This is a genomic window from Dyella silvatica (assembly GCF_026283955.1).
GTDB lineage: Bacteria > Pseudomonadota > Gammaproteobacteria > Xanthomonadales > Rhodanobacteraceae > Dyella_C > Dyella_C silvatica.
The window spans coordinates 1-14,784 of record NZ_JAPDPE010000131.1; the positions used below are offsets into that span (position 1 = coordinate 1).

Genomic DNA, 14,784 nt, shown 5'->3' on the forward strand with positions numbered 1-14,784 from the left:
TTTGAGCTGGAATGCGTGCGTCACGGTGCGCGCTTTGATGTGCGTACCGGCGCGGTTACTTGCCCGCCGGCCTATGAGCCGATCGCCAGCTTTCCCATACGCGAAGAAGATGGCGCGATCTGGACCCGCGACGACCGCTGATCGGCAAGCCCGCGCCCTGCTCATGCAGCGGTGTGGCTAGAGCCGGTACACAAACGCCAGCGATGTCGTGAACTGATGAGAGGAGCCGTAGTGGCGCACGATCGGGCTTTCCGATGCGGCGCCCAGCAACTCCGAATAGTTGAGCCCCAGCACGATGCCGGTATGCAGGCTGGTCGGCATGAACGCGTCGTATTCAAGAGACATCTGCTGGCTGCCTGTGCTGGGTTCCCAGCTCTTTACATCAAGGCGGCGCGCCTGGCTTGGGGTGAGGCCAAAGAAGCGTCGCATGGCTTGTCCGTTCATGGCCTGCCATTGCCATTCCAGCGAATGCTGCAGGTAACCGATCGCTGGTAGTTCGTAGTCAGCGTAGATGTCGAGATAAGCGCCGCTATCTTGGGTGTCGTGGCTGAGCGTGCTGCCAAAGCTCAGTTTTGAAGTCGCCTGATATTCGACATAGCCGCCCGCCTGAAGCCGCGGCGAAATAGGGCGAATGACCCGGCGTAGTCGTTTGCTCAACTCGGATCGATCGCGGCCCCACAGGTAGTTGGCATAAAAGCCGCCATGCCATGGCGTGTCGTGGATCAGATCGACCCGGAGGCCATCCACTGTTGAAAGCGCGAAATGATCGGGCCATTCGATATCGACGTAAGGCACGGCCCGATAGCGGTAAGTGCGCGAGCCGATCCAGGTTGGGATGTGCTCGTATCCAGCACCGAGCATGACGGTGATCGTGTCTTTATCGTCCAGGTGCAGGCTTGGCGATTTTTTGCTTTCGGCGTTTTGCTCATCGGCGCGAAGCGCCGGCGCAGCGATGAGCGCCAACGCTGCGAACGAGGTGAGCCAGATAACCCGGGCAGCGCAGGTATCGGCGATACGACCAAACAACCCATGCATTAAGTAGTCGCCTTGCCGCCCTTGCTGGCATCTTTGCCGTTGAAGCGAACGAGGACGCGTTGACCGATACGCAAGCTGGCCGGTGGTGGTTGGTCGAACATCAAGACGCATTCAACCGTACGCGAGTTAGCTCGTACCAGCGGATCTTCTTCCAGCGCGCTGGTGCCGAAGACGGTGCCGATGCGCAGCACATGTGCCGTCAGTGGCGGTGCACCGCTGCCGCTGTCGTCGATGACTTCGGCGTGCATTCCCACCTGGACGGCACTGACGAAAGACTCGTTGAGTTCGGCGCGAACAATGCGCGGCAGGTTGGGCAGCAGGACAAACGCCGGGCCCGATTGCGGTGACACGGTGGCACCGGGCTGGATCGAGCGGCGGATGATTTCCGCGTCGACGGGGGCCATCAAGCTGCGTTGCGTCAGTTCATAGCGCGCCGCGGTGAGTTTGCGCGCGGCGCTGGCGGCGGTCGCACGGGTGTTGTCCAGTTCGCCTTGCAATTGCTGGGCTGCGGCACGGGCATCGTCGGCGCTCTGGCCGTCGGCCGCACCAGCGGCGGCGGCGGCGGCGATGCGTTGGGCGCGTTGCTCGGTGGCCTTCAAGCGGGTTTCCAGCAATGCCGCCTGAGCTTCCGCCTGCTTCTGTTCGGCTTCGGCCGAGCTGACGGCCAGTTGCGCGGACTCGGTGTCGAGCACGGCCAGCAGCTGTCCCTTATGAACCCGATCGCCCTCGTGGACCTTGATGTCGGCCACCACGCCGTCACGCGGCATGTTGAGTTTGAGCAGGCCGCCTTCGATGTCGATACGGCCGCGCGCAATCGCTGCATAAGCCGGTGTTGCCGTCTGCACGGCTGTCTGGGCGGCACCGTTGTGCGAACAGCCAGCCAGCAGCAGGCCGGCGATGGCCAGAACGATCGACGATTGAAGCAAACGCAAACTCATGTAGAGGGTTCCTGGGTGCCGGGGCCGGCAACGGTCGGCACGGATGTAGGGCGATGGTCGCTCAAAATGCGGCCATCTTCCATGGACAGTACGCGGTCGGCATGGCCGACCAGGCGTGGGTCATGGCTGACACAGAGCACGGTGGTGCCATGGTTGCGCGCAATGTGGTGAAGGATATCGATGATGATCTGGCCATTGGCCGCGTCGAGTGCGCTGGTCGGTTCGTCGGCAAACAGCAATTCGGGTCGTTTGGCTAGCGCGCGAGCAATCGCTACGCGCTGCTTTTCGCCGCCGGAGAGTTCTGACGGACGCAGACGCATACGTGGCCCCAGTCCGACTTCTTCCAGTGATTCGGTAGCGCGGCGACGAGCATCCGTTTTGGACAGGCCCAGGTAGCTCAGCGGAAGCTCGACTTGCTCCAGCGCGTTCAAAGCGGGAAACAGATTGAAGCCCTGGAATACGAAGCCGGTATGCAGCAGGCGGAAACGCTCCAAGGCACGGATATTGAGCAGGCTTAGATCCTGGCCGAGCGCGATCACGTGCCCTTGGTCGGCTCCTTGCAGGCCGCTGAGGATGGCAAGCAGGGTGCTCTTGCCGCAACCCGAGGGACCGGAAATCAAGGTCAGCTCGCTGGCACTCATATCCAGTGTGAGGTCGTGCAGTACGGTGCTTTGCACTCGACCGGAGACAAAGGATTTACTCACCCCCTTGGCTTGCAGCGACACCGATGTCGCGGAGGGGGGCGTCATGGGTAAGGGTTGGCTCGACATGGCCGCCAGGCCGGAGACCACGGCCAGAGCCATGACCAGTGAGAGGCAGACGATGGTGGCTGCCGGGCTTAGCGCGACCGGCACGCTGTAGGCACGTCCGAGCAGCATTAATAAGCCACCGATGACCGCGCTGCAGACCAATCCCAGCGCACCGACCCAGAATGCTTGCTCCATGACCACCTTGCGCAGAGCGCTCACGCCGACGCCGAGCGCGTTGAGGGTGGCGTATTCGCGGATTGAGCCGATCACCGCGGCAATCAAGGTCTGGCTAGTGATGACGGCGCCGACCAAGAACACGATGCCGGCCAGGAACAGCACACCTGCACCGGCGCCGGTATCGAACATCCAATACAGCTTGGAGCGACGGGCGAAATCGCGCGCTGTCCATACGTCGTAGCGATCGAAGTCGTTAGCGCCGCGCAGGCGGGCGGCAATCTCGTCGACCTGATCCGGATGACGCACTTTGGCGACGAAATAAGTCGTGCGGTCGGCATTGGCCGGGTCGGTGTCGAGCTGACGGGCCGTGGCCAGCGAAGCCACTACGTTCACGCCGCCCAGAGCACGCAAGCCGCGGCTGACCCCCACCACGCGTACACGATGACCGTTGATCGCCGCGGTATCGCCGACTTCGACCCCGAGGCTATCCAGGTCGGCGAGATCGACGATGACCGCATCGGGTTCGCTCAGCCGGGCGCGCAAGGCGGCGGGCAGGGCGAGCGAGAACATCATGCCGTCGGGACGCGGATCGATGCCGGAAACAAACACCGAGACACCACCGGTATCGCTGGGGCCGCGCCAGTCGGCATCGACCCATTGGAAGGGCTCGACGCGAGTGACTTCGGGGTCCATGAGCAAGCGCATTTCCACGCCGGAGCTGATCGGCCGGCCGAGGTTGACGCTTTGCGTGCCGGGATAACCCGTCCACAGATCGGCCGAGGAGCCGGTGATATAGACGCTGGCGCTGCCAAAAATACCGAGCACCAGCGCCGCTTGCAGTAGTTGCAGGAGGCCGGCAAAACCGACCGCCAGCACCGCCGGCAGAAAACGGCGCCATTCGTAGACCAGGGTTTTTCGAGCGAGCGCGACCATCAGTTCGTGCTCGGTTTGCTGGGAGGGGGCAGCGGGGCGCCACCGAGCGCCTTGTAAAGCGCGACATAAGCCAGGCTGCGGGCAGCCCGCGCGCCGACCAGGTCGAGCTCGGTGCGCTGGCCTTCGATCAGGTTGTCCTGCATCTCTAAGTTGCTGCTCAGCCCCAACTCGTTGCGTTTGCGCATGGCCGCCATGCTTTGCGCGGTCGCTTGGCTGACCTGTTGGGATGCCAGTTCGCGTAACCGCAGTTGTTCCAGGTTGCCCAAGGCGGTCTCGGCTTCAGCCACGCCTTGCAACACGGCTTGCCGGTAGGCGAGCACCGCGGCACGCAGTTCGTGGTCTTTGGCGTGTGCGGTGGCGATGCGCTGGCCCCAATCGAACAGTGGGATATCGATGACCGGGCCGAGCGAGTAAATGCCTTCGCCGGTGCGGACACGGTGAGTGCTCGCGGTATTGATCGAATACTGCAGCGAGGCGCCGATACCAATATGTCCGTACATATCGGAGCGGCTCAGGCCAAGTTGGCCCGCGGCACGCAGCACTTCGGCCTCGGCGCTGGCAATCTCCGGCCGGGTGCGCAACATGTCGGCGGGCGCGCTGGTGAGTTGCCATGCGCCGAGCTGCGGTTGCGGGCCAGGCTGCAGCCATTGCGGATCGGGTTCACTCTGGCCGACCAGAACCGCCAGTTGCTGCGCGCTGCTGTTGATGGCTTGCGCCGGTTCGGCCAGAGCTGCCTCGGCACGGGCCAGCTCGGCTTGTGCCCTGGCGACCTCCAGCGGCGGCGCCAGCTTCAACTGCTCGCGTACTTGCAGTAATCGCAATTTTTCACGCTGGGCATCGCGGATGGCGGAGAGTGCATGAGCCTGTTGCTGGGCCGAGCGCAGCTCGATCCAGCGCCGGCTGACTTCGGCCACCAGCGAAACTTCGGCACCGCGCAAAGCGGCTTGCGCGCCATTGAGCTGACCCTGCGAGACTCGACGGGCGCTTTGCCAGGCGCCAAACAGCGGCAATTCCCATTGCGCGTCATAGCCGAACACAAAGTATGAGGCGCTGGTGTCGGGGTTGATCACGTCATTGGTCCGGGCACGCAGGCTCGGCAGGTAAGCGTCGCGGGCATGCCGGTTCAGTCCGCGGGCCATCATCAGGCGCTCGGCGGCTTGTTCTACATCCAGGTTGTCTTTCAGCGCGCGGGCGATCAAGGCGTCCAGCTCGGGATCGCCCAGTGCCTGCCACCAACCGCGCAGGTCGGCCTGTGCGGCGGTTGCTACCCCTTCAGCAGGGGCGTTGCGCCATGCGCCGGGCAGTGGTGGCTTAAGCTCCGGCAATGGCGCTACCGCGCAACCGCCGAGCACGCTCAAGCTCAGCGCCAACAGCAGGGCGACGCGGGTGTTCGAATATCGCCCAATCTTGGCGACCGTCGAAGACAGTGAGTTGGGAAGCAGGGACACGAAACTCCCGAAAACGGCTAAGCAGTGGCAGGTACGGCGGTTATCAGACCCCATCGACTGTTACGCGTTCATCCTGAACCGGCTGGCCGGATAAGGGCGGCCGGGCACAGGTGTGTAACAGGCCTTCTCGATGAAGTGTGACGAGCAGTACCAGTTCAATAAGATGCGTAAAGCATACCTTGAGGCGCCTTAGATGGGGCTTTGTCAGGGGATAGATCTTTCTCCATCTCCTGATTTCTGTTCACTTTGGTTGGGGCTGGGCCTTCTCTCGGATGCCCTCTATAGACGTTTCTCGCTTCCGAAAATGAAATGAACATGGATGAAAGGGCAGGGGGCTGGGAAATCATCACATCGGCTTAAGAAAGGAACTCGAAAGGCGGTCGCTCCCAATATGCGCCATCCCTAAATCGGAGTGGCATGCGTGACCGCATGGAAAATCCTTTGCGACTTTGACGGTACGATCTCTGTCGAGGACGTCATTGACTCATTGCTCGACCGTTTCGGCCGTCCCGGCTGGGAAGCGCTGGAGCAAGATTGGCGTGCCGGTCGTATCGGCTCGCGCGAATGCATGACCGGGCAGGTCGACCTGCTCGATATGACCCGTGAAGCGCTGGACAAACACCTCGCCGGGCTGTGGATCGATCACGCGTTCCCGGCGTTTGTCGCCAAGGCACGCGAGTTGAACACGCCTATCCGCGTCGTCAGCGACGGCCTGGATTACGCCATTCACAAGATTCTCGGCCGTTATGGCCTGGACGATCTGCCGTTGGCTGCCAATCATCTGGCGCCGGCACAGCCGCCGCGTCAGTGGCAGCTCACCTCGCCTTTCCAGGCTGAGGGTTGCCGTAGCGGTACCTGCAAGTGCGCTTGCGTCGAGCAGGCTCGCAAGACCGGCGCCAAGACGGTGCTGATTGGCGATGGTGCTTCGGATTTCTGTGCGGCTGACCGTGTCGACTTTGTCTTTGCCAAGCATCGCTTGATCGAACATTGCCGTGCTGCCGGTATTCCTTATGTGCCGATTACCGGCTTCGAGGATGCGCTGGAGCTGTTGCCGCGATTGCTCGACGGTAGCTTGCTGGCCGAGCATGCCCGCGCCGAGCCGCTGGTTGCTGCGCTCTAAACCTGTATTTCTAACCGTTCGGGTGAATTGCCCGAACGGTTTTATCACCCTCATCCCCGACCGAGTCCGGACATCATCCTGATGAATGCTTACGACAAGAACGCCGCTGGCGTGATTCCTGATGCGCAATTGCTGGCCGACGAAGCCCAGTACAGCTCGTTCGGCGATACCGTGCATTATGTCGATCCGCCGAAAATCTTCCGCCATGGCGAAGGCAGCTACATGTACGACACGGCCGGCGTGCCGTTTCTCGATTTGCAGATGTGGTACTCCGCGGTCAACTTCGGCTACGGCAACAAGCGGCTCAATGACACGCTGAAGCGCCAGATCGACCTGCTGCCGCAGGTGGCTAGCCAGTACCTGCACCAGACCCGCATCGAGCTGGCCAAGACCATTGCAGTCGACGCGCATCAGAAGTTCGGCCTGAAGGGCCGCGTGCACTTCAACGTCGGCGGCGCGCAGGCGGTGGAAGACTCGCTCAAGCTGGTGCGTAACTACAGCAACGGCAAGAGCCTGATGTTCGCTTTCGAGGGTGGTTACCACGGCCGTACGCTGGGTGCCTCGTCGATTACTTCGAGCTACCGTTACCGTCGTCGCTTCGGCCATTTCGGCGAGCGCGCGATGTTCATCCCGTTTCCGTATCCGTTCCGTCGCCCGAAGGGCATGACCCCGGAAGAGTATTCCGACGCGTGCGTGCGCCAGTTCGAGCGCTTGTTCGAGACCGAATACAACGGCGTGTGGGATCCCAAGGTCAAGCAGGCCGAATACGCTGCGTTCTATGTCGAACCGATCCAGGGCACCGGTGGCTATGTGATCCCGCCGCGCAATTTCTTCAAGGATCTGAAGAAGGTGCTCGACAAGTACGGCATCCTGATGGTCGTCGATGAGATCCAGATGGGTTTCTGGCGTACCGGCAAGCTGTGGTCGATCGAGCACTTTGGCGTAACCCCGGACGTAGTCGTGTTCGGCAAGGCCCTGACCAATGGTTTGAATCCGTTGTCCGGCCTGTGGGCTCGCGAAGAGTTGATCAACCCGACCATCTTCCCGCCGGGCTCCACCCACTCGACCTTCAACTCCAACCCGCTGGGTACCTCGCTGGGTCTGGAAGTGATCAAGATGGGTTATGAGCTGAACTACGAGAAGACGGTGGCCGAGAAGGGCGCGCACTTCCTCGATGCGCTGAAAGATCTGCAGAAGCGTCACAAGGAAATCGGCGACGTCGACGGCCTGGGTCTGGCACTGCGTGCCGAGATCTGCACCGACGACGGCTTCACTCCGAACAAGGCCCTGCTGGACAAGATGGTCGACATCGGCCTGGCCGGCGACCTGGTGCACAACGGCAAGCCGATCGGCCTCGTGCTCGACGTCGGCGGCTGGTACAAGAATGTGATTACCTTTGCTCCGTCGCTGGACATCAGCCACGAAGAGATCGACCTGGCGATTTCGCTGCTCGATCAGCTGCTGACCAAGGCCAAGAAAGCCATGTAAGCATCCATCGCCGCGAATGCCAGAGCGTTCGCGGCGATGCCCACTTTTAGCGTCAACGTTTCCCATGCAGGGGGACTGACCACGGCGATGCCTCATGCGTCGCCGTTTTTTTGGCCTGAATTTACCGGCCAGATGTTATGCGTCCGAAGCTGTCGGCCAATATTATCGATGTGAAGTTAAGCGCTGGTGCTTAACGCTCTTTGTGCAGCGCCGTATTTCCCGGCACTGGATTCAGTCCTTGCTGGTTCGTGCCGGCGGAAACAGTACCTCTACGCGCAAGCCGCCTTCACTACCCGACAGATAATGCACTTTGGCGTGATGCCGTTCGGCGATGCGCTGCACGATAGCCAGGCCCAGGCCAGTGCCTTCCTCATGGCAGCCCGGGACGCGAAAGAAGCGTTCACCCAGGCGGGCGAGGAAGGCTGCGGGCACGCCTGGGCCGTTGTCCTCGATGCTCAGGCAAACGTCGCGGGTTTCTTCAAGGTATATCGCCACCGTCACGATGCTGTTGCGGCCGGCGTAGCGCAGGCTGTTGTCGATCAGGTTGTCGAGCAACTCTTGCAGTGTCGTGCGGTCGCCATCGATCCAGACCGGGTCGGTCGGGCCGTCATAGCCAAGGTCGACGCCTGCGGCGATGGCCTCGTGTATGCGCAGGCTCAGCAACTCGGGAATGAGCCGGCTCAAGTCGATCAGCGTATGCACGCCGGCCTCGTGTTCGGGTGATTGCGCCCGAGTCAGCGCCAATAGTTGTGTCGATGTGCGGCTGGCGCGGTTGGTCAGTCGCTGGATGTGGTCGAGCGCGTCGTTGACCGTGGCAGGGCTGGGATCGGCCTGGGCACGCTCGACATGTACACGCAACCCGGCCAACGGCGTGCGCAGTTGGTGGGCGGCATCGGCGATAAAACGTTCTTGCAACGCCAGCATGCCGCGCAAGCGCGCGAACAGGCCGTCGATGGTGCGTGTCAACGGCAGTATTTCGACCGGCACATCGGCATCGCCGATAGGGGCGAGGTCGTGCTCGCGCGCAGCCAGCCTTGCGGTGAGCGGATCAAGCGCGCGCAAGCCGATGCGTACGCCATACCAGACCAGGGCGAACACCGCGGCGATTAACAGCGCTTGCGCGGGAATACTTAGCAACAGTATTTCGCGCGCACGCTGATGACGGTCGCGCAAGGTCTCGGCGATGGTTAGGGTAAGCGTGTCGCTCGGATCGGACTCGCTTGGGACGCTGACGCTGGCAGCGCGCAATTTTCGATGTTTGAACGCGGTGCTGAATAAGCTGGGCTCGTCGTTGCCAATACTCGCTCCGGCAGGTGGTTGCAGTAGCGGGTTGCCTGCCAGCACACCGTTTTTCTGACTGTTGACGCTGTAATAGTTGTGCCCCTCCGACGCGTAGTCGAGCACGAAGCGGGCTTTTTCCGAAATCTGCCCTTGCGCATCTTCTTTGCTCAGCATTTGCGCCATGCCCACTACCGTGTCGGCAAGATCGCGGTCGTGCACATGGTTGGAATAAATCAGCGCGCCGCTATAGGTGATGAGGCTTTCTATCATCAACATCAGCATCAGGGGGATCAGCAAAAACGCCAGTAGCCGGCGGCGCAGACTTTGCCGGCCATCGGGCGTCAATATGCGGTAAAGCCAAGGTTGAGGCGCTGCTTGCTGCATGGATGCCTCGGCGTCGCTCATGCCTGGCCGTCCTGGCTTTCCTGCGCTTTGGCGTCGCCGTCCTTGAACTCTTCCAGTAGATAACCGAGGCCACGGATGGTGCGCACCTGGGTCCCGGAGTCGGTCAATTTGCGGCGCAGCCGATAGATCGCGATATCCAGGCCATTGTCGGTGAGCTCCTCGTCCCAGCTGCACAGCGCTTCGATCAATTGCGCGCGGCTGGTAACCCGATCGGGACGCGCCGCCAGGGCTTCGAGCAAACCAAATTCGCGCGCGGTGAGTTCCAGCGGCGTTTCGCCGACCCATGCGCGATGACCGGGCAGGTCCAGTCGAAGTTTGCCAATCACCAGCTCCGGTGCGCCTTGCGCGGTGTAGCGGCGCAGCAGGGCGCGCACGCGCGCTTCGAATTCGGCCAGCGCAAACGGTTTGACCAGATAATCATCGGCGCCGAGGTCGAGTACGCGAACGCGTTCGCGCAGGCCTTCGCGGGCCGTCACCACGAGCACAGGCAAGCCGCTGCCGCGTTTGCGCAAGCGCTGTAGCACCTCGCTGCCATCGAGGGCTGGCAGGCCCAGGTCGAGTATCAATAAGTCATAAGGGGTGTCACGCAGAGCTGCGTCGGCGCGAGCGCCATCAGCCACGTGATCGACCGCATGGCCACCTTGGCGCAGCGAAGCGCTGACGCCAGCGGCGATGGCGGGATCATCTTCGGCAATCAAGATGCGCACGGCGATTTCCGGAGGAGTGAGGGGATAAAGACGCGGGTGGGCGCGTAACATATTGCGCCAATATTGCGAGTGATTCTCATTTGTGACAACATGCAGAGCTAACGTCCAGAGGATGCACGGTGAGCAGCTTACTGCTCGGCGCCATGAGTCGGAAATTCGACGGCTGCCGGGTGGGCTGCTCATCGCGTGGTGGGCGTGCAACGTAGGCCTTTCACTCAACGCCGCATAGGCATCACCACCGAGGCAAAAGTTGCAGCTGCATCAGCAAACCCCGTCGCCGAATCGCTCGTTCTGGCTTAAACAGTTGCATCAGTGGCACTGGATCAGCTCGGCACTGTGCCTGATCGGCATGCTGCTGTTCGCGGCAACCGGAATCACCCTCAACCACGCCGGGCAGATAGAGGCAAAGCCGCAAACCGAGCATCGCCAGGCGACCTTGCCCGCACCTTTATTGCATGCGCTGGCCGGCAGCACAGAGCATAAGGGCGAGCCGCTGCCAGTCACGGTGGCAGACTGGGTCAGCCGTACGCTGGGTGTTTCTATCGATGGCCGCAAAGGCGATTGGTCGATCGATGAAATCTATCTCTCATGGCCACGGCCCGGCGGCGATGCGTGGCTTAGCATCGATCGTGAAACCGGACGGGTCGAATACGAACGTACCGAACGCGGTTGGATTTCCTACCTCAATGACTTGCACAAAGGCCGTAATGCAGGCCCGGTATGGGGTTGGTTTATCGACGTCTTTGCCCTGGCCTGCGTGGTCTTTTCGGTGACCGGCTTACTGCTTTTGAAAATGCATGCCGCCAAGCGCGGTGCGACCTGGCCCCTGGTCGCCTTTGGCTTGGTATTGCCGCTGCTGCTGGCACTTATTTTTATTCACTGAGAGGAGCATTCATGCGCCGTCCGAAGTTTTCCAGCTTGCTGTTCTCGATGCCTGCCCTGTGGCTTGCTGCACCCGCTGCGGCAGCGGACCTCAACGTCACGGTACAGATTCCGCAGCTCAACGTCGCCGAATATCACCGGCCCTATACGGCGGTGTGGATTGAGCGCGAGGACCACAGCGTCGCTGCGCAATTGGCCGTGTGGTATGCGCAAAAGCAGAGCAAGGAAGGCGCTGGTACGAAATGGTTGCCCGATCTGCGGCAGTGGTGGCGCCGTGGCGGCCGCGATCTCGCTTTGCCGGTCGATGCTGTTTCCGGCGCGACGCGTCCTGCCGGGCCGCAGCAGCTGAAATTCCAAAGCGGCAAGGCGCCGCTGAATAACTTGCCCGCGGGCAAGTACGAGCTGGTGGTGGAGGCGGCACGCGAGGTCGGTGGGCGCGAGGTCGTGCGCGTGCCATTCGTGTGGCCGGCGACGTCGGCGCAAAGCCTGGCCGCGCAAGGCCAGAGCGAGTTGGGCGCCGTCAAACTCGAACTAGCCCCTTGATGTCTTCCTCGCCCATACCTGCTTATTTTCTGGAGTTCGACATGTTGAAGCGTTCGTTGAAATGGACGGCCTTGGCTTTGAGCCTGACCCTGCCGTTGGCGGCACACGCGCACAAGATGTGGTTGCTGCCGTCGGCAACCAATGTGTCCGGTGTCGATCCCTGGGTGACGGTGGACGCTGCTGTATCCAACGATTTGTTCTATCCCGAGCACGTGCCGGTGGCGCTGGACCAACTGGTGATCACTGCGCCGGACGGCCAGGCGGCTAAGGCCGAAAATACGCTGACCGGCAAATACCGCAGCGTATTCGACCTGCATCTGACCCAGCCGGGTACCTACAAGCTGGCCATCGTCAGTCAGGGTGTGTTTGCCAATTACGAACTGAATGGCGAAAAGAAGCGTTGGCGCGGCGAGGCGGTGAATCTAGGCAAGGAGATACCCGCCGGTGCAAAAAATGTCGAAGTAAGCGAGGCGAATAATCGCGTCGAGACGTTTGTCAGCAACGGCAAGCCGAACGATGTGGCACTGAAGCCCAGTGGCAAAGGACTGGAGCTGGTGCCAGTCACCCAGTTCACCGATCTGGTGGCCGGTGAGGCGGCAACGTTTCAGTTGTTGCTCGATGGCCAGCCAGCGGCGGGCCTGAAAATCACCGCCATTCCCGGCAGTACGCGTTATCGCAATGCGCCTGAGGAAATCGACAGCAGCACGGACAAGAGCGGCAAATTCAGCCTGACCTGGCCGCACGCCGGCATGTATTGGATCAATGCCAGCACCCAAGACGGCAAGACCGAGTTCAAGCAAGCCAGGCAGCGTCGCTTGTCGTACACAGCCACCTTGGAAGTGTTGCCGCAGTGATGGCGAATGTGCACGTTTTCAGCGGTGATTTTTTAATCCTTGCAGTGAAGCTGCTGCCTGGCATGGCGATGGTATGTGCGTTGCTCTTGCCGCAGCGTAGACGGCTATCGCTCATTTCGGCTTTCGCGCAGCAAGGGTGAGAGGGAATGGCTTTGTCATGCGCACTGCAATACCTGCATGGCCTGACCATGGGTACCACGTGGTCGGTTCGGGTGGTGGCACCGTCCAGCTGGTCGGTCGATGCTCTGCAGCGCGGTATCCAGGCACAGCTCGACACAGTCGACGGGCAGATGAGCACCTACAAGCCGGACTCTGCGTTGTCGATTTTCAATGCGGCAGCGACGGGCTGGCATCCGCTTCCGGCGGCGTTTTTCGAGGTGCTGAGTCACGCCATGTGGCTGGCGCGCGATAGCGGCGGCGCCTACGACCCCAGCGTGGGGCCATGGGTGAATCTGTGGGGCTTCGGCCCAACTGAGGCGATAGGCGAACCACCCACCGCGGCGGCACTTGCCGAAGCACAACAGCGGATCGGTTGGTGGAAGATCAAACTCGATCCGGCCACCCGACAGGCTTTTCAGCCTGGTGGCATGCAGCTGGACCTGTCATCCATCGCCAAGGGTTATGGCGTCGATCAAGTGGGGCGTTGGCTGGACGACCTCGGCGCGACGGCGTGGCTGGTCGAAGTGGGTGGTGAATTGAAAGCTCACGGCATGAAGCCGGATGGCACGCCGTGGCGCATTGGTATCGAGCGGCCGGATGCGCCAAGCGGCGCGCTGGAACGTGCCGATCAACTGAAATGCGTGCTCACCTTGACCGGTCGCGCGATGGCGACCTCAGGTGACTATCGGCGCAGCTACCAAGGCGATGCCGGCCAGGTGTATTCGCACCATATCGATCCTCGCAGCGGGCAGCCGGTGCCGCATGAAGTGGCCTCGGTCAGCGTACTGGCCGATGAAGCCATGCAAGCCGATCCCCTCGGCACCACGATGATCATCCTGGGCCCGGAGCAGGGCCTGGCCTATGCGCGCGAGCGTGGGCTGGCCGTGTTGTTTATCGTGCGCGGCAAACATGGCCTGGAAGAGCGCATGTCACCGGCTTTTGCCGCGGCATTGAACGCATGACGCCGCGGTTGGGCTCTGCTCCGGCGCGGGCGGCGCTGGGCAACGTCATCTTGATCGCCTTGCTGATCGTGCTGGCTGGCTGGCTGTTTTCCCTGCATGCCGGTGACTGGCAATGGCGTGATCCCGGGTTGCAACGCTGGCTGGGCGTGGCGGTGACCCTGGGGCTGTGGCTTGGCTTTACTGCATGGCTGGGCTGGCGCCGACGGCGCGTTGGGGCGGCGCATACGATATCTACACAGACGCAAGGCGCATCGATCCTGATCGTATACGCCAGCCAGACCGGCACCGCCGAGCAGTTGGCAAAACAAACCGCGCAAAGCCTGCAAACGGCATCGACGCCAGTGCAGCTGATGGATATGCAGCAGCTTGATATGCAGACACTGCGCGCAGCGGGCCGTGTGCTGTTTGTGGTCAGCACCACCGGTGAGGGTGACGCCCCGGACAGCGCCGCAAGATTCACCCGGCTGTGCATGCAAGAGACCACCGATCTTGCCGGCCTGCCATACGGTTTGCTGGCCTTGGGCGATAGCGACTACGACGACTTCTGCGGTTTCGGCCGGCAACTGCAGCACTGGCTACAACGTTGCGCCGCGCAGCCGCTGTTCGATCCGGTCGAAGTGGATAACGGCGATCCGGCCGCGCTGCGGCATTGGCATCATCATCTGGCCTTGCTCAGTGGTGCCAGCGAGATGCCCGACTGGCAGCGGCCGCCGTATCAGCGCTGGCAATTGCTAGAGCGCCGGCGATTGAACCCCGGCAGTGTGGGCGGCCCATGCTTTCATCTGGCCTTGAAGCCGTTGGACGGTGCGCCGCTGTCGGGCGACTACGCTTGGCAGGCTGGCGATCTGGTCGAGATCGGGCCGCGACACGCGACAGCGCAGGTGGCGACGTGGCTGTCACAGGCCGGATTCGACGGCGACGTCAGCAGCACCATGGATGGCGTATCGACGCGCCTGGCCGAGCTGTTGGCTGGCAGCCATTTGCCGGCGCCCGCTGAAACACGCGGCAAGGCGATCGCGCATTGGGCTGCCAGTTTGCAGGCGCTGCCGCATCGCGAATATTCGATCGCCTCGATGCCAGCCGATGGCGCATTGCATTTATTA

General features: G+C 61.9%; 14 protein-coding genes and 1 pseudogene. 8 read left to right on the plus strand and 7 right to left on the minus strand.

Translation table 11 applies throughout. The features are described 5' to 3' along the window. Nucleotides 1-141: Rieske (2Fe-2S) protein (locus OUZ52_RS19590; protein WP_484489069.1), on the plus strand; the 141-nt coding region annotated here is incomplete at its 5' end. Nucleotides 142-177: 36 nt separating this feature from the next. Here OUZ52_RS19590 and OUZ52_RS19595 read toward each other — a convergent pair. The 5 genes and pseudogenes from OUZ52_RS19595 to OUZ52_RS19615 form a co-directional block, all read right to left on the minus strand. Continuing rightward, complete coding sequence (locus OUZ52_RS19595) at nt 178-1,035, minus strand: MipA/OmpV family protein (RefSeq protein ID WP_266160232.1); 858 nt, start codon at nt 1,033-1,035, stop codon at nt 178-180. Next, a complete protein-coding gene (locus OUZ52_RS19600) occupies nt 1,035-1,973 on the minus strand; it encodes an efflux RND transporter periplasmic adaptor subunit (protein ID WP_266160233.1) in 939 nt (312 codons plus the stop codon). Before OUZ52_RS19600 ends, OUZ52_RS19595 begins: the two co-directional genes overlap by 1 nt. Further along, nucleotides 1,970-2,722: an ABC transporter ATP-binding protein gene (locus OUZ52_RS19605; RefSeq protein ID WP_266160244.1), complete on the minus strand. Its 753-nt coding sequence runs from the start codon at nt 2,720-2,722 to the stop codon at nt 1,970-1,972. The genes OUZ52_RS19600 and OUZ52_RS19605 overlap by 4 nt, the downstream gene beginning before the upstream one ends. Nucleotides 2,723-2,734: 12 nt before the next feature. Then, a pseudogene (locus OUZ52_RS19610) lies at nt 2,735-3,832 on the minus strand (ABC transporter permease); the annotation flags it as partial. Then, entirely contained in the window at nt 3,832-5,280 is a 1,449-nt protein-coding gene (locus OUZ52_RS19615) for a TolC family protein (RefSeq protein WP_266160234.1), read from the minus strand. The pseudogene OUZ52_RS19610 and the gene OUZ52_RS19615, both read right to left, overlap by 1 nt. Before the next feature lie 421 nt (nt 5,281-5,701). On the opposite strand from OUZ52_RS19615, the gene OUZ52_RS19620 reads away from it, so the two are divergent. Together OUZ52_RS19620 and OUZ52_RS19625 are read left to right on the plus strand one after the other, a co-directional pair. Continuing rightward, a complete protein-coding gene (locus OUZ52_RS19620) occupies nt 5,702-6,400 on the plus strand; it encodes an MtnX-like HAD-IB family phosphatase (protein WP_266160235.1) in 699 nt (232 codons plus the stop codon). An 81-nt stretch (nt 6,401-6,481) separates the two neighbouring features. Beyond that, a complete protein-coding gene (locus OUZ52_RS19625) occupies nt 6,482-7,888 on the plus strand; it encodes an aspartate aminotransferase family protein (RefSeq protein WP_266160236.1) in 1,407 nt (468 codons plus the stop codon). A 231-nt stretch (nt 7,889-8,119) separates the two neighbouring features. Here OUZ52_RS19625 and OUZ52_RS19630 read toward each other — a convergent pair whose 3' ends face one another. Next, nucleotides 8,120-9,553: a sensor histidine kinase gene (locus OUZ52_RS19630; protein ID WP_266160245.1), complete on the minus strand. Its 1,434-nt coding sequence runs from the start codon at nt 9,551-9,553 to the stop codon at nt 8,120-8,122. Between the two features lie 17 nt (nt 9,554-9,570). Then, a complete protein-coding gene (locus OUZ52_RS19635) occupies nt 9,571-10,281 on the minus strand; it encodes a response regulator (RefSeq protein ID WP_266160238.1) in 711 nt (236 codons plus the stop codon). A gap of 250 nt (nt 10,282-10,531) precedes the next feature. Between OUZ52_RS19635 and OUZ52_RS19640 the strand changes: the two genes are divergently transcribed. The 5 genes from OUZ52_RS19640 to OUZ52_RS19660 form a co-directional block, all read left to right on the plus strand. Beyond that, nucleotides 10,532-11,164, plus strand: coding sequence for a PepSY-associated TM helix domain-containing protein (locus tag OUZ52_RS19640; protein WP_266160239.1), 633 nt, complete (start codon nt 10,532-10,534; stop codon nt 11,162-11,164). 11 nt (nt 11,165-11,175) lie between these two features. Then, nucleotides 11,176-11,706, plus strand: a complete 531-nt coding sequence (locus OUZ52_RS19645; protein ID WP_266160240.1) for a DUF2271 domain-containing protein — start codon at nt 11,176-11,178, stop codon at nt 11,704-11,706. A 44-nt stretch (nt 11,707-11,750) separates the two neighbouring features. Continuing rightward, nucleotides 11,751-12,560, plus strand: coding sequence for a DUF4198 domain-containing protein (locus tag OUZ52_RS19650; RefSeq protein WP_425493892.1), 810 nt, complete (start codon nt 11,751-11,753; stop codon nt 12,558-12,560). A 146-nt stretch (nt 12,561-12,706) separates the two neighbouring features. After that, nucleotides 12,707-13,681, plus strand: a complete 975-nt coding sequence (locus tag OUZ52_RS19655) for an FAD:protein FMN transferase (protein ID WP_266160242.1) — start codon at nt 12,707-12,709, stop codon at nt 13,679-13,681. Continuing rightward, on the plus strand, nt 13,678-14,784 hold a 1,107-nt coding region (locus OUZ52_RS19660), incomplete at its 3' end, for a flavodoxin domain-containing protein (RefSeq protein ID WP_266160243.1). The genes OUZ52_RS19655 and OUZ52_RS19660, both read left to right, overlap by 4 nt.